Source organism: Aeromonas sp. QDB63 (assembly GCF_027707425.1).
GTDB lineage: Bacteria > Pseudomonadota > Gammaproteobacteria > Enterobacterales > Aeromonadaceae > Aeromonas > Aeromonas caviae.
Genome location: NZ_JAPCIS010000019.1, coordinates 35,916 through 57,737 on the forward strand (window position 1 = coordinate 35,916; position 21,822 = coordinate 57,737).

The following is a 21,822-nucleotide window of genomic DNA, read 5'->3' on the forward strand; positions in this document are numbered from 1 at the left end:
ACTGGTATCCTGTTTGCGCAAGAAAAGGGGAGAAAACAACGAGATGAAGCAGATCAAATCCTGGGCGCAATATTACGTCGACCTGATGACCAAGCTGGGACTGGTGCGCTTCAGCATGTTCCTGGCCACCGCCATCATAGTGCTGGCCGTTTCGATCCAGATGGGGGTGACCCTGTTTTTGCGCGGCACCGTGGACATCGTCGACCTGGTGCGCTCTGTCTTCTTCGGCCTGCTGGTGACCCCCTGGGCCGTCTATTTTCTCTCCATCGTGGTGGATCAGCTGGAGGACTCCCGCCAACGGCTGACCCGGATGGTGCGCAAGTTGCAAGACATGCGCGAGCGGGATCTCGAGCTCAACAGCCAGTTGCAGGAGAACATCAGCCGGCTCAACGCCCAGATCGCCGAGACCAACCGGGCCGAGGCCCTGCGCCAGCAAGCCATCGAGGATCTCGAAAACGAAGTGTTCCAGCGGGAGAAGGCCCAGTTGCATCTGGGGGAGCGTACCGCCCTCTTGCGCTCCTTCATCGACTGCTCCCCCGATCTGGTCTATTACCGCAACGAGGACGAGCAGTTCTCCGGTTGCAACCGCGCCATGGAGGAGCTCACCGGCAAGGTGGAGGCGGAACTCATCGGCCTGACCCCGTTCGATGTCTACAAGCACGACATCGCCAGCAAGGTGGTGGAGACCGACAAGCAGGTCTTCGCCCAGAACGAGCCGCTCACCTATGAGCAGTGGCTGGAGTATCCCGATGGCCGCAAGGCCTACTTCGAGCTGCGCAAGGTGCCCTTCTTCGACCGCTTCGGCAAGCGGCTCGGCCTGCTCGGCTTTGGTCGCGACATCACCGAGCGCAAGCAGTACCAGGACAAGCTGGAGAAGGCGAGTCGGGACAAGACCACCTTCATCTCCACCATCAGCCACGAGCTGCGCACCCCGCTCAATGGCATCGTCGGACTGAGCCGGATGCTGATGGATACGCCCCTCGATGCCAGACAGCAGCAGCAGCTCAAGACCATCCACCTGAGCGCGGTGACGCTCGGCAACATCTTCAACGACATCATCGATCTGGACAAGCTCGACCGTCGTCGGCTGGAGATTGCGCCGGCTCCGCTGGATTTGCCCGCCTTCCTCGACGAGCTGGAGACGCTGTCGCGCATCCAGGCGGAGCAGAAGGGGCTCTACCTGCACTTCGACCGGGACGGCGACATGCCCCAGTTCGTGATGGCGGACGGCACCCGGCTGCGCCAGGTGCTGTGGAACCTGGTGGGCAATGCGGTCAAGTTCACCGATGAAGGGGGCGTCACCATACGCTGTCTCGCCCACGCCGCTGATGAACCGGGCAAGCTGGCGCTGCACTTCGAGGTGGAAGACACCGGGGTGGGCATTCCCCGCGCCCAGCAGGAGAAGATCTTCGCCATGTACTATCAGGTGCAGGGCAAGAAGCACGCCACCGGCACCGGCATCGGGCTGGCGGTCTCCCGTCAGCTGGTGCAGGCGATGGGCGGCCAGCTCTACGTGGACAGCGACCCGGGCGAAGGCGCCTGCTTCACCGCCGAGCTGGAGGTGGACTGCGTCGAGCCCAAGGCCGCGGCCCCGGAGCCCGAGATGCCCTGCCTCGATATCCTGCTGGTGGAGGACGTCGAGCTCAACGTGACAGTGGCCTGCGCTCTGCTGAACAAGCTCGGCCATCAGGTCAAGGTGGCGCGGGATGGTGCAGAGGCGCTGGCCATGGCCAACCCGGATGATTTCGACTTGATCCTGCTCGACATCCAGTTGCCGGATATGACGGGGTTCGATGTGGCGGAGCAACTGCTCGCGCGCTACGGCGACAGCCTGCCCCCCATGGTGGCGCTCACCGCCAATGCCACCGGCGATCGCCAGTACTACCGGGATCACGGCATGCAGGATGTGATCAACAAGCCGCTGGGCTCCAAGGCGGTGCGGGAGGTGATAGGCCACCTGTTTGCGGATCTCGCCGGGGACGAGGCGGACGAGCAGGACGATGTCCACCATCAGGATGCCCTGCTGGATCTGCCCTTCCTCACCGATTACGCCAGCACGGTCGGCAAGCCGGTGCTGCTCTCCAGCGTCGAGCTGTTCGAGAAGATGATGCCGGACTACATGGCAGTACTCGACTCCAACATGATTGCCAGGGATCAGGCCGGTGTGGTGGAGGAGGCCCACAAGATCAAGGGGGCGGCGGGCTCCATCGGCCTGCGCCGGTTGCAGCAGACGGCCCAGCTTATCCAGAGCCCGGATCACCCCGCCTGGTGGGAGAACGTGGAAGACTGGATTGAAACCCTGCGCCGGGAATACCCGGGTGACATCGCCCGCCTGCGGCGCTGGCTGCTCTCGTAGACACGACGCCTCAGGCAAGGAGCCACGACATGTATGACCGTTTGATCCCCCCCGAGCGCATTCACCCCTGGGGAGACGAAGACCTGCTGGAGGCGACGGAGCAGGACCGCACCCGCATCGTGCAGGCGGCGCCGGTGCGTCGGTTGCAGCAGAAGACCCAGGTCTTCCCGCTCGATGTGAAAGCCTCGGTGCGCAGCCGCCTCACCCATTCGCTGGAGGTGCAGGAGACCGGTCGCCAGATCAGTCGCCGCATCCTGGCGGCGCTGCCGGCCGGAGTGGTGTGCGAGGGGGCCTTCATCAATCTGGTGGAGATGTCCTGCCTGTTGCACGATGTCGGCAACCCGCCGTTTGGCCATTTCGGCGAGCAGGTGATGAGTCAGTGGCTTGCCCAGGAGCTGGACGGCCTCTTCGCCCGTGCCCACGACCAGTTGCCGAGCGCCCAGTGGGCAACCCTTCGCCAGGATCTGCTGGTGTTTGACGGCAATGCCCAGAGCCTGCGACTGGTGCACAGCCTGCACGAGCTGAACCTCACCCTGGGGCAACTGGCGGCGCTGTGCAAATACCCGCAGCAGCCCCTGCCGGGATTGCACCATCCCCAGGGCTATGGTCAGCACCACGGCTGGACCAGCAAGCGCGGCATCTTCTTCAGCGAACAACCCCTCTATCGTGCCCTCGGCCAGAGCCTGGGGCTGGCCGAGGGGTGCCGTCATCCGCTGGTCTACATCATGGAGGCGGCGGACGACATCTCTTACTGCATCGCCGATCTCGAGGATGCGGTGGACAGGCACATCCTCACCCAGAACGAACTGCTGGCAGCCCTGCGCGAGGCGGACGAGGGCGGTTACATGGCCGACCTGCTCGATGAGGCGCTTGCCTCCGGTCGGGGGTTCTTCCCCCATTTTCGCCAGCATCTGACCCGGGATCTGGTGGCGCTGGCCGCCCATACCTATGTGGCCGAGCACGATCAGATCCTGAGCGGGGCCTATCCCCAGGCGCTGCTGCACGGTCAGGCTCCGGCAGCCCGGGTACTCGATACCCTCAAGCGGGTGGCTCGCGAGCTGGTGTTCATGCGCCCGGAGGTGGAGGCGCTGGAGCTGGAAGGCTATGCCGCCCTGCGCGGGGTGCTCTCCACCTACGCCTGCCTGCTGGCCCTGCCCGTCAGCCAGTTCGAGCGGCTGCTCGCAGGCAACGGCGGGAGCGAGCTCTTCTTTGCCCGGCGGCTGTTCCACCGCCTCTCTGCCCGCCACCTCAAGGCGTACCGGCTGGCGGTGGCGAGCCGGGATCCCCGTTTCGAAAAGGAGAGCGAGCAGGAGTGGTACTACCGGGTGCGGCTGCTGCTCGATTATGTGAGCGGCATGACGGATACCTATGCACTGGAGGAGTTCCGGCTGTTGTCAGGGATTTGACTGAACCTCTTTTTGGCCGCATTCCACCCATATGGGTGGGAGAGATATTGCGTAAAATTCGGTGTTTTTTTACACTGCGGCAACTTGTTCAACTTTCACACGGTAAGGAGACGACCATGCAACATTCCATGTTCAACGTTGCGTTCGTTCGCTGCTCTGGCAGCGCGAAGACTCGTGCTCTTTATTTGCCGCGTGGAGGGGACAGGTAACACCTGCTTTTTTCATCACCCGCGGTTGTCCCGCAGGGTGATCACCTCTCTCCGGGGGAACCGCACGTTCAACTGGAGAATATTATGTCTATCGAACTCGCCCTGCTGCGCCACGTAGAGACCCTGGTTCAAAAAAGGATCACCCGGCTGGAGCGTCGCGTCAGCTACCTGCATCTTTCACCTGCCCTGCTCAAAGACATCGGGCTGGAAGGCAAGGAAGTGCAGATCGCCCACATCCGTGAGCGGGAGTTTCAAACCGGTTTCCGGCTCGGGAACCGAATAACCTGATGGGAGGGGGCATGGCCCCCGACCTGGTGGATGGCAGGCCTGGGCCTGCCATTTTTCTTTCCTGATGAGCATTGTCTCAATTTAGTTGTCGCACATTGCGCCAAACACTCTATGATCCCCCTCCGTTTCGTATGGGAGTTGATAATGTTCCGCCGCTGCTGTCGTCTCATCCTGCTATGTGGTCTGGCTTTCTGGAGCCTGATGGTTGCGGCTGCGCCGGCGCAACTGGACCAGAGCAACTTCACCCTGGACGAACTGCACTGGCTTGCCACCCATGATGAACTGGTCGTCGGCATGCCTTCGGCGGCCTGGCCACCCTATGTCTATACCGATGGGCACGGCAACTTCACCGGCCCCCCGGATGAGTTCGCCTCCCAGATTGCAGCCAGGCTGGGGGTGAGCCTTCGCTACCGTGCCTACGTCAACAATGCGGCGGTCCAGCAGGCCTTGCTGGATGGCAAGGTCGACATGTTGATCGGGGTGGCACCGAGCCCGACCCGCACCCTGCAGATGCAATTTACCTCCGAGCTGATGGCACTGCCCCGCGCCGTGCTGCTGACGGGGGGGCGGGAGAGCCTCTCCCTGGAGGAGGCCTATGGGGTGCGCTGGGTCTGCGTCTTCGGTGTCAGCGCCTGCGATGAGCTGCTGCGCCTGGGGATATCGAACCTGATCACGGCCGACAGCCGGGACGAGGCGATCTTCATGCTCAAGGAGGGCAAGGCTGATGCCTACCTGGCCGAGCTGCCCATGCTGAACAGGCTGCAAGCCATGGCGGGCATGGCGCTGGCCAGGATCGACTGGATGAGGGATACCTCCCTCGCCATGGCCGTGGCGCCCAGGAATGATGTCTTGCAGGGATTGCTGGAGCGGGCCCTCGAGGATATCTCTCCCCTCGAGCGTCGCGCCATTCTGGAGGCGGGGGATATCCTCGACTATGCCCTGGTGAAAAGGAGCAGGGAGATCGTCTTCAATCCGCAGGAGCAGGCGTGGTTGCAAGCACATCCGGTCATCCGCTACGGGGTTGCCCCGGATTGGCCCGGGATGAGCGAGGTGGACGACAGGGGGCGGCTCAAGGGGCTTATTGCCGATATGCTGACACTGATGAGCCAGCGTGCCGGGCTCCAGTTCACCCTGGTGCCGACCCGGAGCTGGGCCCAGAGCATGGCGCTCTTCCAGGATCGCAAGCTGGATCTCATCCCGGCCATGACTCCTACCGCGGAGCGTCAGCAGTTTGCCCGCTTTACCCCCAACTACGCGTCGATCAACCGGGTGGTCGTGGCGAGGCAGGGGATGGCCGAGCTCACCGCCGCCAGGGCACTGAAAGGGCACAGGGTGGGCATGGTGGGGGGCTCGGTGGAGCAGGTCTTGCTGAACGAGGTGGGGGCCATCGCCGTGCCGGTGGCCAGCGATGCCGAATTGCTGCCCCTGCTGGACCAGCAGAAGGTCGACTATGTGCTGATGAGCACCACCACCCTGGAGCAGTCGCTGCAAAAGGGATTCAGCGACCGCTATCAGGTGGTCTTCTCCGGCAGCGACCTGCGGGTACCCATCGCCATGGCGACCCAGTTGCAGGACCCCATGCTGCAGCAGATCCTCACCAAGGTGCTGATCGCCATTCCCCCCGACGAGCTCTCCGCCCTGGAGAAAAAGTGGCTCTCCCTGACCATACAGACGGGACTGGATCCGAAGACGGTGCTGCTCTGGTCCTCCCTCGGCGGCGGCATTTTCCTGCTCTGCCTCTTGCTGTTCATGGGCTGGAACCGGACGTTGCGCCGCCAGATCAGCCAGCGGCGGGAGGCCGAGCGGCGGCTCGAGGAGCAGCTGGTGTTTGTCCAGATGATGCTGGATGCCCTGCCCAACCAGGTGGTGCTGACCAACGAGCGCTATGAAGTGGCAATGACGAACCGGGCGTATCGGCAGATGTTCCTCGGCGGGGAGAACCTGACGGGCTCCTATGAGCGGTTGCTCCAGGATCGATTGCCCGAGTCGATCCGTGCCAGGGTGATGGAGGAGGATGCCAGCGTCTGGGAGAGCGGAGAGGAGCTTCATGGACGGGGCGAGATCCGGTTTGATGACGATCGCCTGCACCAGATGATCTACACCAAGCGGCTCTTTGCGGGGCCCGATGACAAGCGGCTCGGGATCCTGACCGTGCTGACCGACGTGACCGAGCTGGAGCAGGCGCGGTTTGCGGCCCAGGAGGCGCAGACCCGGCTGACCCAGATCACTGACAGCATGCCGGGTCTGGTCTATCAGTATCACTGGCTTGGGCCGGGCAAGGGGCACTTCCTCTACACCTCGCAAGGGGTCAGGGAGATGGTGGGGGTCGAAGAGGACCTGGTCGGCATGGCGGTCACCGGTGCCTCCATCCTGGGGCTGACAGGCAAGGCGCACCAGGACTTCGTGGCCACGGTGGATCGTCATGCCCTGAGCATGCAGCCGCTGGATCTCGAGGTGGAGATCCGGCGCCAGGGGGAGGCGGGCTATTTGCAGATCCGTGGTCATTTCGTTCACCAGGAGGGGCTTGAAGGGGTCATATTGAACGGCGTGGTGCAGGACATCACCAAGCTCAAGCGCCAGGAGCTGGAGCTGCGCCAGGCCAGGCGGGTGGCGGAGGAGGCGACCCAGGCGCGCAGCCGCTTCCTCGCCACCATGAGTCATGAGCTTCGCACTCCCATCTCCGGCATGCACGGTATGCTGGAGCTGCTGCAAATGAGCCCGCTGGATGACGATCAGCGCTACATGTTGCGCAATATCTCGACCTCCACCAACCACCTGCTCTATCTGGTGAACGACATCCTGGACTTCTCCAAGATGGAAGCCGGGCAGTTGCAACTGCACCCCCATCACTGCCGCCTGACCTCGGTGATTTGCGATGTCATCCGGGGACATGCGGCCCTGGCCTATGGCAAGGGGCTCAACGTGACGCTGCGGTGGGGGAAGACGGTGCCGGAACTGGCCTGCATCGACGGGATAAGGGTGGGGCAGGTGATCTCCAATCTGTTGAACAACGCGGTGAAGTTCACCGAGGCGGGGGCGATCGCCATCCAGGTGGATTATGAAGACGACCGGCTGGCCTTCCGGGTCCGGGATACCGGGATAGGCATCGCCCTGGAGCAGCAGCGCACTCTCTTCATCCCGTTCAAGCAGGTGGAGTCCGACACCAATCGCCGGTTTGGCGGCACCGGGCTTGGGCTTGCCATCTGTCATCAACTCACCCAGAAAATGGGGGGGAGCCTGACCCTGGAAAGTACCCCCGGAATGGGCACCTGCGTGACCTTCACGCTGCCCCTGGCCGAGTGCCAGTGGGAAGCGCCGCCCCTGACCGGTCAGGTATGGTGGTGGTTTGGGGAGGATGAGGGGCTGGAATCGGTGATGGCCAGGCTGGGCGCCAGACTGGTTCGCATGGAGGCACACCATTGGCAGCAGCCCCTCGAGGGGCATCTGCTGGCGCAGGAGAATCACCTGGAGCAGGCCCTTGGCAGTGACTGGCTGGCCTGTTTGCAGCGTTCGAACCTCAAGGGCATAGTACTCTCTCCCCATGAGGCCCTGCGGGGACGCATGGGGGGCGACGCCTGGTGGCGACTGGGACAATCGCCTCTCTACCCCGATCTGTTGCTGGAAACCTGCCAGTCACTGTTCAACCAGCAGGCGAGCCAGTCGATGGGGATGGAGGGGGAGAAGCTCAGGGGGCGGGTGCTGGTGGCGGATGATCACCCCGTCAACCGGGCATTGCTGACGAGGCAGCTCGCGATCCTGGGGCTCGAATCCGAGGTGGTGGAAGATGGCGAGGAGGCGCTGCGCGCCTGGCAGGGGCAGGACTTCGCCCTGCTGCTGACCGACTGCCACATGCCGGTGATGGATGGCTATGCCCTCACGCGAGCCTTGCGGGATGCCGGGGACAGTGCTCCCATTATCGGGGTGACGGCCGATACCTCTGAGGAGGCGAGCCAGCAGATGCGTGATGCCGGCATGAACGACATGCTGTTCAAGCCCTACAGCCTGGATGCCCTGAGCCAGACCCTGGGACGCTGGTTGCCGACTCAGGAAGAACAGCTCGCCTCGGAGGCGCCCCGGCAAGCCAGGGTTCAGCTGCCAGGCATAAGCTGGTTGACCCTGTTCGGGGATGAGGCGGTGGCTCGCAGCATGGCCAGCGAATACCTGGAAGCCAACGAGCAGGATGGCGAGGACATGAGGCTGGCGCTGGCCAGCCAGGATACCCAGGCGCTGGTGGAGACGGCACATCGCATCAAGGGGGCCGCGCGCATGGTAGGACAGCAGGCATTGGCAGAGGAGGCGGCCCGGCTGGAGGCGGCGGCCAGATTGAAACAACTGGACAAGCTCGATGACCTGGCCAGGGCGGTACAGGCATTGATGGACTCTATCAGAGGTGAAACGGGGTTATGGCTCGATGAATAGCGCACGGCATGAGTTGGCGATCATGGTGGTGGAGGATCACAACTTCCAGCGCAAGGCCCTGATGCACCAGATCCGCGGACTGGGCTACGGCAACCTGCTGGAGGCGCAGGACGGGGAGGAGGCGCTGGCACAGTGCCAGCACCACAGGGTCGACATCCTGTTCTGCGATCTGCGCATGCCGGGCATGGATGGCATGGCGCTGCTGCGCCGCCTCTCCCTTGGCGGGTTTCGCGGCGGCATCGTGCTGTGCAGCGCCCTGGAGGATGACGTGGTCGATGCCGTGCTGCGCATGAGCCGGGCCTATGGCCTGCAGGTGCTGGGGCGCATCGAGAAACCCGCGTCTCCCCAGCAGATCGCGCAGCTCATCGGTGCCTGGCGGCCCCAGCAGGTACGCAGCCAGGAAGAGGATGGTTATCACCTGACCCTGGATGAGCTGCGCCGGGCGCTGGATCAGGACCAGTTGCTGCCCTGGTATCAACCCAAGGTGGGTTTTCACAACGGGGAGTGGCTCGGCATGGAGGCGCTTGCCCGCTGGCAGCACCCCGAATATGGCCTCATCTCGCCAGCCCGTTTCATCCCGCTGGCGGAGCACAACGGGCTCATCGACCCGCTCACCGAGGTGATCATCGGCAAGGCGCTGCGGGACGGCCACCTGTGGGAGAAGACCGGGCTCTCCCTGAACCTGTCGATGAACCTCTCCACCACCTCCCTCATCGAGGGGGATCTGTGCAACACCCTGCTCAGCCACTGCCAGCGCTGGAGCATCAACCCCGAGCTCATCACCCTCGAAGTGACCGAGAGCGCCTTCGTCAAGGATCTTGGCAAGTCGCTGGAGGTGCTGACCCGCTTGCGGATGCACGGTTTTGGTCTCTCCATCGATGATTTCGGGACCGGCTACTCCTCCATGCAGCAGCTCGCCCTGCTCCCCTTTACCGAGTTGAAACTGGACAGATCCTTCGTGGATCGCTGCTATGAAGATCCCTCTCGCCTAGCCATCATCGAGTCCAGCATCGAGCTGGCTCGCAAGTTGGGCTTGAAATCGGTGGCCGAGGGGGTCGAAGATGAGGCGACCTGGCAATTGCTGGCGAAGCTGGGGTGCGATCAATGCCAGGGCTTCTTCTCCGCCCGCCCCATGCCCCGCGAGGAGCTGATGGGGTGGCATCAGGGTTGGCAGGCTCGTTTGCCCGCGCTCATCAGACGCTAATCCCGGGCAGGATGCCCGACGAATTCCAAGGATGGCCATGAAAATATCAAGCAAGTTGTTGTTGAGCTTCTGTTTTATCAACCTGCTCATCATTCTCTCCTCCGCCCTTGTCTATCATCAGCTCGGCCGGATCGAAGGCTCGCAAGATGCCTTGCTGGCCCAGGCCCTGCCCGCCCTGCAGCGGGACGAGGCGAGCCAGAAAGCCCTGATTGCCACCGTTTCATCCCTGCGGGCCTATCTCATCCTCGGCAAGGATCCGGCACAGGGTGATCGCATCAAACAGGAGTGGGAAGAAGCCTGGCACGCCATCGAGCGCCAGCGTTTCACCCCCGACCTGACCCGGGCACTCAAGGGTTTCAAGGGGGCACAGTCACAGGTGTGGGCCCTGGCTCACACCGAAGAGAACCTGCCCGCCCACACCCTGATGCTGCTCGAGGCCGGCCCCCTGGCGGAATCGGCCCTCGATCAGTTGCAGTCTTTTGCCAATGAAGAGGTGGCGACGCCCCAGGCGACGTTGCCCGGTGACAGGCGCCTGCTGCTCAAGCAGGTGGGGGATGCCTACAACAGCCTGGGCAATGCGCTCTCCGCCCTGCGGGATTTCCTCATCTCGGGGGAGAAGGAGTACCTGGACAAGTACCGGGACTACTACCAGTTTCACCAGCAGCGGGTGGCCGAGCTGAAACAGCAAGAGGCCAACTTCACCGAGGCACAAAAGGGGCTCTGGACGCTCTTTGAAGAGATGTCAGCCCCCTTTGCAGAGCTGGTCGGTCAGGTGATCGAGAAGCGCCAGGCCCCGGACTGGGACAGGGCCAACCACCTGATGGCCACCGAGATAGAGCCCGCCCTGACCCGGCTGGCGGATCAGCTGGCGACCCAGGTGACCCATACCCGTGCCGAGGTGGACAAGATGGCGGGGGAGATGGCGGCCGCCAGTCAGACCATTCATCGCACCCTGCTGCTGGCCACCACCAGCGTCATCCTGCTGGGTACCCTGGTGGCCCTGCTGTTCAGCCGGCGCCTGACCCGGGACATCGCCAGCCTGGTGAAACGGGCGGGCCTGGTGGCCGATGGCCGCCTCCCCGTCACCCCCTTGCCCGTGCTTCGTCAGGATGAGCTGGGAGGGCTCACGGGCTCCATCAACCGAATGTCGGCACAGCTGCGCGAGCTGGTGGGGGAGATCCAGGGGGCGGTCGGTCAGGTGGAAGGGGCTGGCCGCGAAGTGGGCCAGACCACCAATGCCATCGTGGATGATCTGGCGAGCCAGAATCAGCGGCTCGATGCGGTGGCAGCCGCCATCGAGCAGATGTCGGTCAGTACCCGGGATGTGGCGGGCAACATTGCGGACGCGGCGGGAGCGGCTCGCCAGACCGAGCAACAGGCAAGGGAGGGAGAGCAAGCCCTCGCCCGCATGGGGACCACCATGGCGCAGATTGGTGCCATGATTGCCCAGGCAAACCAGGCGATGACGCAGCTCAGCAGCCAGAGCGAGCAGGTGGGGAGGGTCACCGAAGTGATCGCCACTATCGCCGAGCAGACCAATCTGCTGGCACTCAATGCGGCCATCGAGGCGGCGCGGGCCGGTGAGCAGGGACGGGGATTTGCCGTGGTGGCCGATGAAGTGAGGCAGTTGGCCAGCCGCACCAGCGCATCGACCATGGAGATCAACCAGACCATTGCCAGCATCCAGCAGCAGACCCGGGAGACCGCGGATACCGTGGGCAGCGGCACCCTGCTGGTGGAGCAGGGGCGCGGCGCCGTGGCCTCGGTGACCGAGACCCTGGAGTCGATGGCGACGCTGGTGCAGGATCTCAGCGGCCAGCTTGCCGCCATCGCCACCGCCACCGAGCAGCAGTCAAGGGCGGCGCAGGAGGTGGCGGGCACGGTGGAGGAGATTGCCGGGCTCAGCCATCAGTCCAGCGAGCATGGCCAGCAGGGGGAGCAGATCGCCGCCCGCCTGACCCGGGAGACCGGGAGACTGACATCGGCCATCAGCCGCTTCGAACTGGATGCCTGACGCAAGGGAGAGAAAAATGGGGCAGACCTCTGGGTCTGCCCCGTTTTTTTCGGCCCGATAACCTGGTGGTGGAAGGATGCACGTCGCAGGTGCGGTCCTGACCGTTCGGAATCAGGGGGATGGTGTCTTGTGTACTGCCCTGTGGCTCTTTCTGCCGACAGGACGGGTCACTCCAGGCGGCGGAAGGCCTGGTTTTCGAAGCTGCTGCAGGTCTCCTGGTTGAGCAGGTTGACCAGCAGGATGGCCCGCTTTTCGCCATCCGGCTCCAGATAGATGGCTTCAAACCCGGCGAGGGGGCCGGATTCGATAAGTACCTTGTCTCCCTGGGTCGGCAGACGGGCATAGCTGGCGCGCGCCTCGTCGCTGTCGTCCCGGCTCATGAGCCGGTAGATCAGCTGGCTGCTGACGGGGGTCCACTCCTTGCCGAAGTGGATGATGCGACTGATGCCCCGGGTCGATTTCAGGGTGACCGGGGTGACCTCTTCCAGATCCACGTAGATGAAGAGATAGTTGGGGAACATGGGCTCGCGCTGGGGCACGCGCTTGCCTCGCCGCAGTTTTTCAATCTCGACCATGGGGTAATAGGATTCAACGCCCTGGGCTGCCAGATGGGCGCGGGCGCGGGCCTCTTCCTTGGGTTTGCAGTAGGCCAGATACCATTTCTTCATTGTTGTTCTGTTTTTCGTGTTGCCGTGCTTGCGGCTATCATAACGGGGGTAAAAAAAAAGGCCACGCTTGACGTGGCCTTTTTTCCAGAGTGAGTGATTACCAACCTTTCACCAGACCGCCCTTGAACAGTTCGGTTCCCTTCTTGAAGACCTCGTCGGTCTGGAAGGACTGGACGAACTCCTTGACCTTCTCGTCGTCCTTGTTGTTCTCGCGAGCAACGATCAGGTTGACGTAGGGGGACTCCTTGTCTTCGACAAACAGGCCGTTCTCGGTCGGGGTCAGACCAATCTGACCGGCGAAGGTGTTGTTGATGATGGCCAGATCCACGTCTTCCAGGGAGCGCGGCAGTTGTGCGGCTTCCAGCTCGACGATCTTGAAGTTGCGCGGGTTGCTGGCGATGTCCAGTACGGTTGCTTCCAGACCGGCACCCTCTTTCAGCTTCAGCAGGCCCTGCTTCTCCAGCAGGATCAGGGAACGACCCAGGTTGGTCGGATCGTTCGGCACCGCGATCTGGGCACCGTCTTTCAGCTCGGACAGGGCCTTGACCTTCTTGGAGTAACCGGCGATCGGGTAGACGAAGGTGTTGCCGACCGGCACCAGCTTGAAGCCGCGATCACGGATCTGGGCATCCAGGTAGGGCTTGTGCTGGAAGGCGTTGACGTCGACGCTGCCGTCGTTCAGGGCCACGTTCGGGGTGACGTAGTCGGAGAAGGTGACCACTTCGACGGTCAGGCCGTATTTTTCCTTGGCCACCTTGGCCGCGGTCTCAACCAGCTCGGTCTCGGGACCGGCGATGGCGCCCACCTTCAGGGTCTTGTTCTCTTCCTTCTGGCCGCAACCGACCAGTACCAGGGTTGCCAGCAGCGCAGCCGCAACGGATTTGATGCCCAATTTCATAAAAACCTCCTGTCAGAAATCGACGATTAACGATGATCACATTGTTTGACCAGGCGCTCACCCGCGCTCTGGATGAGTTGAACCAGCACCACCAGAATGACCACGGTGACCAGCATGACGGTGGGATCGAAACGCTGGTAGCCGTAGCGAATACCCACATCACCGAGACCACCGCCTCCGATGGCACCAGCCATGGCGGAGTAGTTCACCAGGGTGACGAGGGTGATGATGACGCTGTTGAGGATCCCCGGCAGGGCCTCGGGCAGCAGCACCTTGGCGATGATTTGCAGGGGCTTGGCCCCCATGGCCTTGGCCGCTTCCAGCAGGCCGTCAGGCACCTCCATCAGGGCCCCTTCCACCAGGCGGGCGATGAAGGGAATGCAGCCCACGGTCAGCGGCACGATGGCGGCGATGGTGCCGATGCTGGTGCCGACGATGAAGCGGGTCAACGGAATGATGGCGACCAGCAGAATGATGAAGGGCACCGATCGACCGACGTTGACGATGACGCCCAGGACCTTGTTGAGCAGCGGATTGGCCAGGATCTGGCCCGCCTTGGTCACGTGCAGCGCCACGCCGAGCGGCAGGCCGAGCAGGCAGCCGAACAGGGCGGAGGCAAACACCATGATGAGGGTGTCGCCCAGAGCCGAAATCAGCAGATTAATCATTGCTTCGGACATAACCCATTACCTCCAGCTGAATGTGGTTGTCGATGAGGAACTGTTGGGTGGCCTCGCACTGGGCCTCGTCCCCGAACAGTTCCGCCAGCAGGAAGCCGAACTTGACGCCACCGGCGTATTCGATGTCTGCGCTCAGGATGCTGATGTCGATGTTGAAACGGCGGCTCGCCTCGGAAATCAGCGGCGAATCCACCGTGGTCCCGGTAAAGCCGAGCTTCACCAGGGGATAGCTGCCGGGCACCCGGTCGCTACTCATCCGATCCTGATACTCCTGGGGCACTTCCAGGTGGATGGTGGAGTGGATGAAATCCCGGGCCAGCTGGGTCTTGGCATTGCTGAAGAACCAGGCCACTTCCCCCTGCTCGATGAGACGGCCGTCGCTGATGATGGCCACTTCGTCGCAGATCCCCTTCACCACGTCCATTTCGTGGGTGATGAGCAGGATGGTGAGCCCCAGCTTGACGTTGATCTCCTTGAGCAGGGTCAGGATCGAGCGGGTGGTCTGGGGGTCGAGGGCCGAGGTTGCCTCGTCACACAGCAGGACCTTGGGAGCCGGTGCCAGGGCACGGGCGATGGCGACGCGCTGCTTCTGCCCGCCGGAGAGCTCGGACGGATAGGCGTGGGCACGGGCTTCCAGCCCGACCAGGGCCAGCAGTTCGCTGACCCGGCTCTGGATCTTGTCCTTGCTCCAGCCCGCCAGCTCCAGCGGGAAGGCGATGTTGGCGGAGACGGTGCGAGAGGCCAGCAGGTTGAAGTGCTGGAAGATCATGCCGATCTGGCGGCGAGCCTGAGTCAGATCCCGCTCGCTGAGGGCGACCAGGTCCTGGCCATCGACGATGACCTGCCCCTCGGTGGGGCGCTCCAGCAGGTTGACGCAGCGGATGAGGGTACTCTTGCCGGCACCGGAGGCACCGATCACCCCGAAGATCTTGCCTTGGGGCACATGCAGGCTCACGTCACGCAGGGCGTGCACGGCATCACTGCCTTTACCGTAGACTTTGTTGAGACCGATCAACTTAATCATGGATTCTTCCGTGCTAACAGCCTTAAAGCACAGGGCGCTACAGGCGGGTAAATTGGGCAGAGGTTTCACTGGGTAGCTCTGTCATCATGGAGGATGATGCTAAGATGTCCGGATGGCTGTGTCAACGCATGTTTTTACGTCTAGACGTCTAAAAAATGGATAAGGATTCCCGCCATTTGACTATGGTGTGGAGGTATAACCACCAGCATCAATATTAGATTCCGATTTGATGACTCTAGTCCGAATATATGCTGGTAAATACCTTTTATGTCGTCGATTTGATGCCTCCCCTTCGGACAAGGTGCCCGGTCGTCCGGGCAGCATCGCTGCCGGTTTCCCCTTCCTCCTGCCGTCTCTTTTTCTGCTTTCTTTTCCATCTCCTTGATGCAGAACAATAAATGACCAGTTCGTGGCCGTGTCGACATGCCAGCTCCCTATACTGGCTGCAGGTGGATGCCAGGAGGGAGGCGAGATGCGATTCCAACAGATCAAGGACCTGATGCTCTATCTCGAGGAGCTTCATCATCGGCAAGGGCGCATTTACGGGCGCCAGATCCCCCGGGTGGATGCTGAGCGCAGCAGGATGTTGCTGGCCTATCTGCAAGGGCGGGAGGATGCCGCGGCGGCTCATCTGCACGATTATCGCGAGCAGATGGGAAGCGCGGTGAAGGAGACCTGGCTGGATCAGGGGTTTGGCGAGGATCTGCTGGCCGAGGGGGATCGTCTGGCGCTGCCCGCCACAACCCAGCCCGCGGAGATAGTGGCCCTGGTGTCACGCCAGGAGGAGAGGCTCATCGGCGAGCTGGAACGTCTGGCCCGGGAGTGCCCCACGCCCGACACGGCGGCGCTGCTGAAAGCCCTGGCCTCCATGGCCCAATCCCGCCTGACCCGTCTGGTACACGGTGCTCATCGCCTCGACGATCTCTGAGCCCGAATGAGAGAGACCCGGCACGGGCCGGGTCTTCTGATGTTGCTGGCGGTCAGCTCCCTTGCCGGGCCGCGCCATAGAGGGCGGCGCCTATGATGCCGGCCTGGTTGAGGTTCGCGGCCGCCACCAGGGGAGCCCGGGTCTCAATCTTGTCGATGAACTTGTCGAGCTTGGCGGCGCTGCCGCCCCCCAGGATGAAGAGGTCGGGGGAGAACAGAAACTCCAGGCGAGCCAGGTATTTGTTGAAACGTTTGCCCCAGCGGCCCCAGGAAAGATCCTCGCGCTTGCGCACCGCATCGGAGCAATAGTGTTCGGCCACCATGCCTTCCAGCATCAGGTGACCCAGTTCGGTATTGGGCAGCAACTGGCCATTGACGAAGACGGCGGTACCGATGCCGGTGCCGACGGTGATGAGAATGATGACCCCCTGGCGATCCTGCCCGGTGCCAAAGCGCATCTCCGCCAGACCGGCCGCATCGGCGTCGTTCAGGACATGGCAGGGCAGGCCGGTCACATCGGCAAACAGGTGGGCGGCATCGGTCTCAATCCAGCTCTTGTCGATGTTGGAGGCATTCTTGGCGATGCCGTTGTGGATGGTGGCGGGAAAACCGCACCCCACGGGACCCTTCCATTGGAAGTGCTCGACCAGCGCCTTGAGGGTGTGTGCCACGGCGGCCGGGGTTGCCGGTTGCGGTGTGGCGATGCGGTGGCGTTCGCCAATCAGCTCCCCGGTTTCGGTGTCGACCAGGCAGCCCTTGATCCCGGACCCCCCAATATCTACTCCCAGCATCTGCATCAGAATCTTCCTTTTATTGTGCCGATGTTCAATGGTCGGCAGAGCATGAAAAAATGGCTGCGATCCGGCAAGTGCCAGATCACTTATGCGTGATCCGGCAGACCTTTTTCGATGCAGCGGATCAGCAATCGCGTCTTTTTATTCTCTTCCTGCTGACGCTTGGCCAGGGTCGCCAGCGCCCACTCGATATGCTCGGCCACCATGGGCGCCGCCTCAGGCAGCGCCTGTTGCAGGGCGGCCAGGACCTCGCTGCTGGCCGGTCCGTTGCCAAGGGCTACCGCCAGGTTGCGGCGCCAGCGCTGATAGCCGATGCGGCGGATGGGGCTGCCTTCAGTGTGCTTGAGAAATTCGGCCTCGCTCCAGCCCCACAAGGTCAAGAGGGGCGGGCGGTGCAGATTGGGGCGCGGAGTGAAATCGGGCTCCGGGCTCGCATCCGCATAGCGGTTCCAGGGGCAGATGAGCTGGCAGTCGTCACAGCCATAGATGCGATTGCCCATGAGCGGCCTGAACTCCTCGGGAATGGGGCCGTCATTCTCGATGGTGAGATAGGAGATGCAGCGCCGTCCGTCTACCACATAGGGGGTGATGATGGCACCGGTGGGGCAGATATTGATGCAGGCCACGCACTTGCCACACAGCTCCTTCTCCACCGGGGTATCCACGGGCAGCGGCAGGGCGATGAGCAATTCTCCCAGAAAGAAGAAGGAGCCGGCGGACTCGTTGATCAGCAGCGAGTGCTTTCCCACCCAGCCAAGGCCGGCCTTGGCCGCCAGCGGCCTTTCCAGAATAGGGGCCGAGTCGACAAAGGGGCGCCACTCGCCCAGGGTTTGTCCCGCTGCCTGCAATAGGGTGTCGCACCGCAGCTCGATGCGCTCCCCCAACTGTTTGAGCCGGTTGCGCAGCACCTTGTGGTAGTCGCGGCCGAGGGCATAGCGGCTGATGTAGCCGAGGGTGGGATCGCGCAGGGTGGCGGCAAAGCCCGCCTCGAACGGGAGGTAGTTCATCCGCACCGAGATGACCCGCAAGGTGCCCGGCAACAGCTCGTGGGGGCGGGCCCTCATCATGCCGTGGCGCGCCATGTAGTCCATGGTCCCGTGATAACCGGCATCCAGCCAGGCCTGCAACCTTGGCTCTTCCAGGGTGAGGTCGGTGTCGGCGATGCCGACCTGGTCAAATCCTAGCTCCCTTGCCCAGAGCTTGATATCGTGGGCCAGTTGCGCAAGTTCGGCAGCCGTCATGCAGCATCCTCCCTCTGCCTGCAGGAGTGTGGCAGGCGCAGGGCGGCAATATGGCGTGCCAGTTGCCGGGTCATGGGATGATGAAACGTGGGGGCCGTCATGGTAGAGGTGTTCGGGGACGCTATCCGCAAAAATGAGTGGGAGAGTCTAGCACAACCCCTGTGGCGGGCCGAGCAGATCCGCAGCATGGAACGGCGCTGGGCCGAGCAGGAGGGGCTTCCCCTCTATGTGCTGATGGAGCGGGCCGGGACTGCGCTGTGCAACTATGCCTGTCACCACTGGCCCGACAGCCGTCAGTGGTGGATCTTCGTCGGCCCTGGCAACAACGGTGGGGATGGCTACGTGCTGGCCCGCCTTGCCCGGCGCATCGGCCTCGAGCCTCTGGTGATTGCCGCCCGGGCTCCCGGCCTGCTGAGGGGAGATGCCAGGCGGGCTGCCGAAGAGTGGCTCGCATCGGGGGGGGGCGTGACCATGGCCGAGGATCTGCTTCCCGCCACGCTGCCGCCGCCGGATCTGGTCATAGACGCACTGCTCGGTACCGGCGTCCAGCTTCCCCTCTCCTCGTCAATGACAAAGATCGTCGCAACAATCAATGGCTTGAACGCGCCCGTGCTGGCGGTGGATCTCCCCTCCGGTCTCAATGCCGACACCGGCCGCGCCATGGGCGCACTGGTGCGTGCCACCCGCACCCTCACTTTCATCGGCATCAAGCAGGGCATGCTCACCGCCGACGGGGTGGACGGAGTCGGCCACCTCGACCGGGATCCCCTGGGAGTGACGCCGGGGGAGGAACGGGTTCCCGCTGCCGAGCGGATCGATTATCCCAGCCTCAAGGGGTTGCTGACCCCGCGCAGGCGCTCGGCTCACAAGGGACACAGCGGCAAGGTACTGCTGACGGGGGGGAACCTCGGCATGCAGGGGGCCATTCTGCTGGCGGGTCAGGCCTGCCTGCGGGCGGGGGCGGGATTGGTACGCCTGCGCCAGCACCCGGATTGCCCGGCGGCCAGCCTGGTTCAACCCGAGCTGATGGGATGCCCAGCGGACATGGATGAAGGGTGGGCATCGGTGCAGGTACTGGGCCCCGGGCTCGGTCAGGATGGGTGGGGCCGGGCCCGGTTCGAACAGGGCATCGGAGCCGCCGTGCCACTGGTATTGGACGCCGATGGATTGAATTGGCTGGCGCAGGCCCCCCGTCATCAGGATAATTGGGTGCTCACGCCCCACCCCGGGGAGGCGGCTCGCCTGCTGGGTTGCTCCATCGCCGAGGTCGAGGGGGACAGGTTTGCGGCCGTCTCGCGACTGCAACAGCGCTACGGTGGTGTGGTGTTGCTCAAGGGGGCGGGGTCGCTCATCTGCGACGGCAGGCGCATTTCCCTGTGCGACGAGGGCAACCCCGGCATGGCCAGTGGCGGCATGGGTGACCTCTTGTCTGGTATAATCGCCGCCCTTCTGGCTCAGGGCTGGTCTGCGGGCATGGCCACCCGACTCGGGGCCGTGATCCACGCAGAGGCCGCCGATCTGGCCGCTGCCGAGGGTGAGAGGGGCATGCTGGCATCGGATCTGCTGCCCTGGATCCGTCGTCTGGTCAATCCGACACAGTAACAAGTAACAAGAAGAACATGGCAAAAACCTTGATGATGACACTGCCGGACGAGGCAGCAACAGTGGCGCTGGGTGGCCGTCTGGCAAAGGCGTGCCAACAGGCCACCACGGTATTTCTGCACGGTGCCCTCGGGGCCGGCAAAACCACCCTGACCCGAGGCTGGGTGCAGGGACTGGGTCATGAGGGCAAGGTCAAGAGTCCGACCTATACCCTGGTGGAGCCCTATGAGCTTGCCCAGTGGCAGGTCTATCACTTCGATCTCTATCGACTGGCCGACCCGGAAGAGCTGGAGTTCATGGGCATTCGCGACTATTTCGCCGCCGATACCCTCTGCCTGGTGGAGTGGCCAGAGAAGGGCGAGGGCTGGCTGCCAGCCCCGGATCTCGAGATCACCCTGAGTTATGCAAACGAGCAGCGCGCGGTGCAGATTGATGCCCGCACTGCTATCGGCGAAGCCATTCTGGAACGGTTGTCATCTCAGTGCGCGTGATCCTTGTTTTTGTTCTCTCCCTGATGGCATTGCCCACCTGGGCCAATCAGCTCAAGAGTGTGCGGGTGTGGCCATCACCGGACAACACCCGGGTGGTGCTCGACATGAGCAGCGCCCCCAATTTCAACTACTTCACCCTGACCGGTCCGAACCGTCTGGTCATCGACCTGAAAGGGGCGAGCAACGCCACCAACCTGGCCCGCATCGAGAACAAGAGCGAGCTGGTGCGCAAGATCCGCGAGAGCACGCCGCTGGAGAAGGGCGGCCTGCGACTGGTGCTGGATCTCGGCTCTGCCATCAAGCCGGTGGTCTTCCCGCTGGCGCCGGCAGGTCCCTATGGCCACCGTCTGGTGATCGATCTTCCCTATGAAGAGAAGGGGAGCGCTGCGGCGCAGCCCGCTCCCGTCGGGGGGCACGGCAAGGCCATCGTCATCGCCATCGATCCTGGTCACGGCGGGGAAGACCCGGGCTCCATCGGCCCGCGCCGCACCTACGAGAAACGGGTGACCCTGGCGGTCTCCCAGAAGCTGGCGACCCTCATCGACCGGGAGCCCGGCATGCGCGCCGTGCTGACCCGCCGTGGCGACTACTTCGTCGATCTCAACAAACGCTCCGAGATTGCCCGCAAGGCCAAGGCAGACCTGCTGGTGTCAGTGCATGCCGACAGCTTCCACAACTCGACTCCTCGCGGCGCCTCCGTCTGGGTGCTGTCGACCAACCGCGCCAACCGCGAGATGGGTAGCTGGCTCGAGAAGCAGGAGAAACAGGGGGAACTGCTGGGAGGCGTTGGCAAGGTATTGGCCGAGTCTGATCCCAACCCCTATCTGGCGCAGACCTTCCTGGATCTCTCCATGGACAAGTCCAGGGCCGAAGGCTATGACGTCAGCCGCCAGATCCTGCGCTCGCTCGGGCGGGTGGCCAGATTGCACAAGAAGGCGCCGGAACATGCGAGTCTGGCGGTGCTGAAGGCGCCGGACATCCCCTCGGTACTGGTGGAGACGGGCTTTATCTCGAACCACGCCGAGGAGAAGCTGCTGGCCACCGCCAGCTATCAGGATCAGCTGGCCCGGGCCATCTTCGAGGGGATCCGCAACTATTACCGCAGTCATCCGACCAAGGGGCCCATGCTCACCGGCAAGGGCCAGGTTGCTGCCCCGCCGCGTCAGGCGCCTGCCAACAAGCCGGTCGCTGTCAGCAAGCCGGCTGCCCAGCCAACGCAGCAGGTCGTGACCAACCGGATGCCGGCGAGCGAGCCCTATCGCGTCGGTGAGGGCGGCGCCCCGGTCAGCAGCGTCGGCAGCGCCTCCGGTGCCGGCGTGATCAAACCTTACAAGGTCGCAGCCCAGGAGCCGAGTGCGCCGGTAGCCAGCGTGCAGAGCAACGACAAGTCCAACATGATCCGCCACGTGGTCACCCGTGGTCAGAGTCTCTCCCGGCTCGCCGAGAAACATGGGGTGAGTCAGGCGCGACTGGTGGAGATCAACAAGCTTAAGTCGCGGGACATCCAGATAGGGCAGGTGCTCTATATTCCGCGAAAATAGCGCGGGTGAAGAACGCCGCCCTTCTCTGCCGATGGCAGGGAGGGGCGGTGAGCATTGATG

General features: G+C 63.2%; 16 protein-coding genes. 10 read left to right on the forward strand and 6 right to left on the reverse strand.

From position 1 onward, the window contains the following. The first annotated feature begins 43 nt into the window (after window positions 1–43). From arcB to PG879_RS13045, 6 genes are all read left to right on the forward strand, one after another. Window positions 44–2,356 carry an aerobic respiration two-component sensor histidine kinase ArcB gene (arcB, locus tag PG879_RS13020; RefSeq protein ID WP_210600685.1) on the forward strand — a complete coding sequence of 771 codons (2,313 nt, stop codon included), beginning with the start codon at window positions 44–46 and terminating at the stop codon, window positions 2,354–2,356. Window positions 2,357–2,385: 29 nt separating this feature from the next. Next, a complete protein-coding gene (gene dgt, locus PG879_RS13025) occupies window positions 2,386–3,762 on the forward strand; it encodes a dGTPase (RefSeq protein ID WP_201996003.1) in 1,377 nt (458 codons plus the stop codon). A gap of 293 nt (window positions 3,763–4,055) precedes the next feature. Further along, window positions 4,056–4,259, forward strand: a complete 204-nt coding sequence (locus PG879_RS13030) for a hypothetical protein (RefSeq protein ID WP_041211124.1) — start codon at window positions 4,056–4,058, stop codon at window positions 4,257–4,259. Window positions 4,260–4,403: 144 nt separating this feature from the next. Further along, complete coding sequence (locus PG879_RS13035; protein WP_270830286.1) at window positions 4,404–8,678, forward strand: transporter substrate-binding domain-containing protein; 4,275 nt, start codon at window positions 4,404–4,406, stop codon at window positions 8,676–8,678. Next, complete coding sequence (locus PG879_RS13040; protein ID WP_041214588.1) at window positions 8,671–9,882, forward strand: EAL domain-containing response regulator; 1,212 nt, start codon at window positions 8,671–8,673, stop codon at window positions 9,880–9,882. The genes PG879_RS13035 and PG879_RS13040 overlap by 8 nt, the downstream gene beginning before the upstream one ends. A 37-nt stretch (window positions 9,883–9,919) precedes the next feature. Then, window positions 9,920–11,896: a methyl-accepting chemotaxis protein gene (locus tag PG879_RS13045; protein WP_128342008.1), complete on the forward strand. Its 1,977-nt coding sequence runs from the start codon at window positions 9,920–9,922 to the stop codon at window positions 11,894–11,896. A 167-nt stretch (window positions 11,897–12,063) separates the two neighbouring features. Here the strand turns inward: PG879_RS13045 and rfaH are convergent, their stop codons facing one another. The 4 genes from rfaH to metN form a co-directional block, all read right to left on the reverse strand. Continuing rightward, window positions 12,064–12,564 (reverse strand): transcription/translation regulatory transformer protein RfaH, encoded by a 501-nt coding sequence (rfaH, locus tag PG879_RS13050; protein WP_010673182.1) that lies wholly within the window; start codon window positions 12,562–12,564, stop codon window positions 12,064–12,066. Window positions 12,565–12,661: 97 nt separating this feature from the next. After that, window positions 12,662–13,462 carry a methionine ABC transporter substrate-binding lipoprotein MetQ gene (gene metQ, locus PG879_RS13055; protein ID WP_210600681.1) on the reverse strand — a complete coding sequence of 267 codons (801 nt, stop codon included), beginning with the start codon at window positions 13,460–13,462 and terminating at the stop codon, window positions 12,662–12,664. A 26-nt stretch (window positions 13,463–13,488) separates the two neighbouring features. Then, entirely contained in the window at window positions 13,489–14,142 is a 654-nt protein-coding gene (locus PG879_RS13060; protein WP_029313844.1) for a methionine ABC transporter permease, read from the reverse strand. Next, window positions 14,123–15,166 carry a methionine ABC transporter ATP-binding protein MetN gene (gene metN / locus PG879_RS13065; protein ID WP_039040957.1) on the reverse strand — a complete coding sequence of 348 codons (1,044 nt, stop codon included), beginning with the start codon at window positions 15,164–15,166 and terminating at the stop codon, window positions 14,123–14,125. The genes PG879_RS13060 and metN overlap by 20 nt, the downstream gene beginning before the upstream one ends. Before the next feature lie 472 nt (window positions 15,167–15,638). Between metN and PG879_RS13070 the strand changes: the two genes are divergently transcribed. Further along, window positions 15,639–16,094 (forward strand): hypothetical protein, encoded by a 456-nt coding sequence (locus PG879_RS13070; RefSeq protein ID WP_039040959.1) that lies wholly within the window; start codon window positions 15,639–15,641, stop codon window positions 16,092–16,094. A gap of 52 nt (window positions 16,095–16,146) precedes the next feature. Here the strand turns inward: PG879_RS13070 and ppgK are convergent, their stop codons facing one another. Both ppgK and queG read right to left on the reverse strand, forming a co-directional pair. Beyond that, on the reverse strand, window positions 16,147–16,890 hold the full coding sequence (ppgK, locus tag PG879_RS13075; RefSeq protein WP_042016688.1) for a polyphosphate--glucose phosphotransferase: 744 nt from the start codon (window positions 16,888–16,890) through the stop codon (window positions 16,147–16,149). 83 nt (window positions 16,891–16,973) lie between these two features. Next, window positions 16,974–18,128 (reverse strand): tRNA epoxyqueuosine(34) reductase QueG, encoded by a 1,155-nt coding sequence (gene queG, locus PG879_RS13080; RefSeq protein ID WP_210600679.1) that lies wholly within the window; start codon window positions 18,126–18,128, stop codon window positions 16,974–16,976. A gap of 99 nt (window positions 18,129–18,227) precedes the next feature. Here queG and PG879_RS13085 point away from each other — a divergent pair, with 99 nt between their 5' ends. The 3 genes from PG879_RS13085 to PG879_RS13095 are packed head-to-tail and all read left to right on the forward strand — an operon-like array spanning window position 18,228 to window position 21,762. After that, the gene (locus tag PG879_RS13085) at window positions 18,228–19,730 is read left to right on the forward strand and encodes an NAD(P)H-hydrate dehydratase (RefSeq protein ID WP_210600671.1); all 1,503 of its coding nucleotides are present in this window, start codon (window positions 18,228–18,230) and stop codon (window positions 19,728–19,730) included. Between the two features lie 17 nt (window positions 19,731–19,747). Continuing rightward, a complete protein-coding gene (tsaE, locus tag PG879_RS13090; protein ID WP_109111729.1) occupies window positions 19,748–20,221 on the forward strand; it encodes a tRNA (adenosine(37)-N6)-threonylcarbamoyltransferase complex ATPase subunit type 1 TsaE in 474 nt (157 codons plus the stop codon). Next, complete coding sequence (locus PG879_RS13095; RefSeq protein WP_119197353.1) at window positions 20,212–21,762, forward strand: N-acetylmuramoyl-L-alanine amidase; 1,551 nt, start codon at window positions 20,212–20,214, stop codon at window positions 21,760–21,762. The genes tsaE and PG879_RS13095 overlap by 10 nt, the downstream gene beginning before the upstream one ends. The last annotated feature ends 60 nt before the right edge of the window (window positions 21,763–21,822 follow it).

Coding starts and splice junctions, on each gene's coding strand:
- rfaH (WP_010673182.1), bottom strand. CDS start 12,564: ATGAAGAAATGGTATCTGGCCTACTGCAAACCCAAGGAAGAGGCCCGC.
- PG879_RS13070 (WP_039040959.1), top strand. CDS start 15,639: ATGCGATTCCAACAGATCAAGGACCTGATGCTCTATCTCGAGGAGCTT.
- PG879_RS13060 (WP_029313844.1), bottom strand. CDS start 14,142: ATGTCCGAAGCAATGATTAATCTGCTGATTTCGGCTCTGGGCGACACC.
- PG879_RS13085 (WP_210600671.1), top strand. CDS start 18,228: ATGGTAGAGGTGTTCGGGGACGCTATCCGCAAAAATGAGTGGGAGAGT.
- arcB (WP_210600685.1), top strand. CDS start 44: ATGAAGCAGATCAAATCCTGGGCGCAATATTACGTCGACCTGATGACC.
- metN (WP_039040957.1), bottom strand. CDS start 15,166: ATGATTAAGTTGATCGGTCTCAACAAAGTCTACGGTAAAGGCAGTGAT.
- ppgK (WP_042016688.1), bottom strand. CDS start 16,890: ATGCAGATGCTGGGAGTAGATATTGGGGGGTCCGGGATCAAGGGCTGC.
- metQ (WP_210600681.1), bottom strand. CDS start 13,462: ATGAAATTGGGCATCAAATCCGTTGCGGCTGCGCTGCTGGCAACCCTG.
- PG879_RS13030 (WP_041211124.1), top strand. CDS start 4,056: ATGTCTATCGAACTCGCCCTGCTGCGCCACGTAGAGACCCTGGTTCAA.
- PG879_RS13040 (WP_041214588.1), top strand. CDS start 8,671: ATGAATAGCGCACGGCATGAGTTGGCGATCATGGTGGTGGAGGATCAC.
- tsaE (WP_109111729.1), top strand. CDS start 19,748: ATGGCAAAAACCTTGATGATGACACTGCCGGACGAGGCAGCAACAGTG.
- queG (WP_210600679.1), bottom strand. CDS start 18,128: ATGACGGCTGCCGAACTTGCGCAACTGGCCCACGATATCAAGCTCTGG.
- PG879_RS13045 (WP_128342008.1), top strand. CDS start 9,920: ATGAAAATATCAAGCAAGTTGTTGTTGAGCTTCTGTTTTATCAACCTG.
- PG879_RS13035 (WP_270830286.1), top strand. CDS start 4,404: ATGTTCCGCCGCTGCTGTCGTCTCATCCTGCTATGTGGTCTGGCTTTC.
- dgt (WP_201996003.1), top strand. CDS start 2,386: ATGTATGACCGTTTGATCCCCCCCGAGCGCATTCACCCCTGGGGAGAC.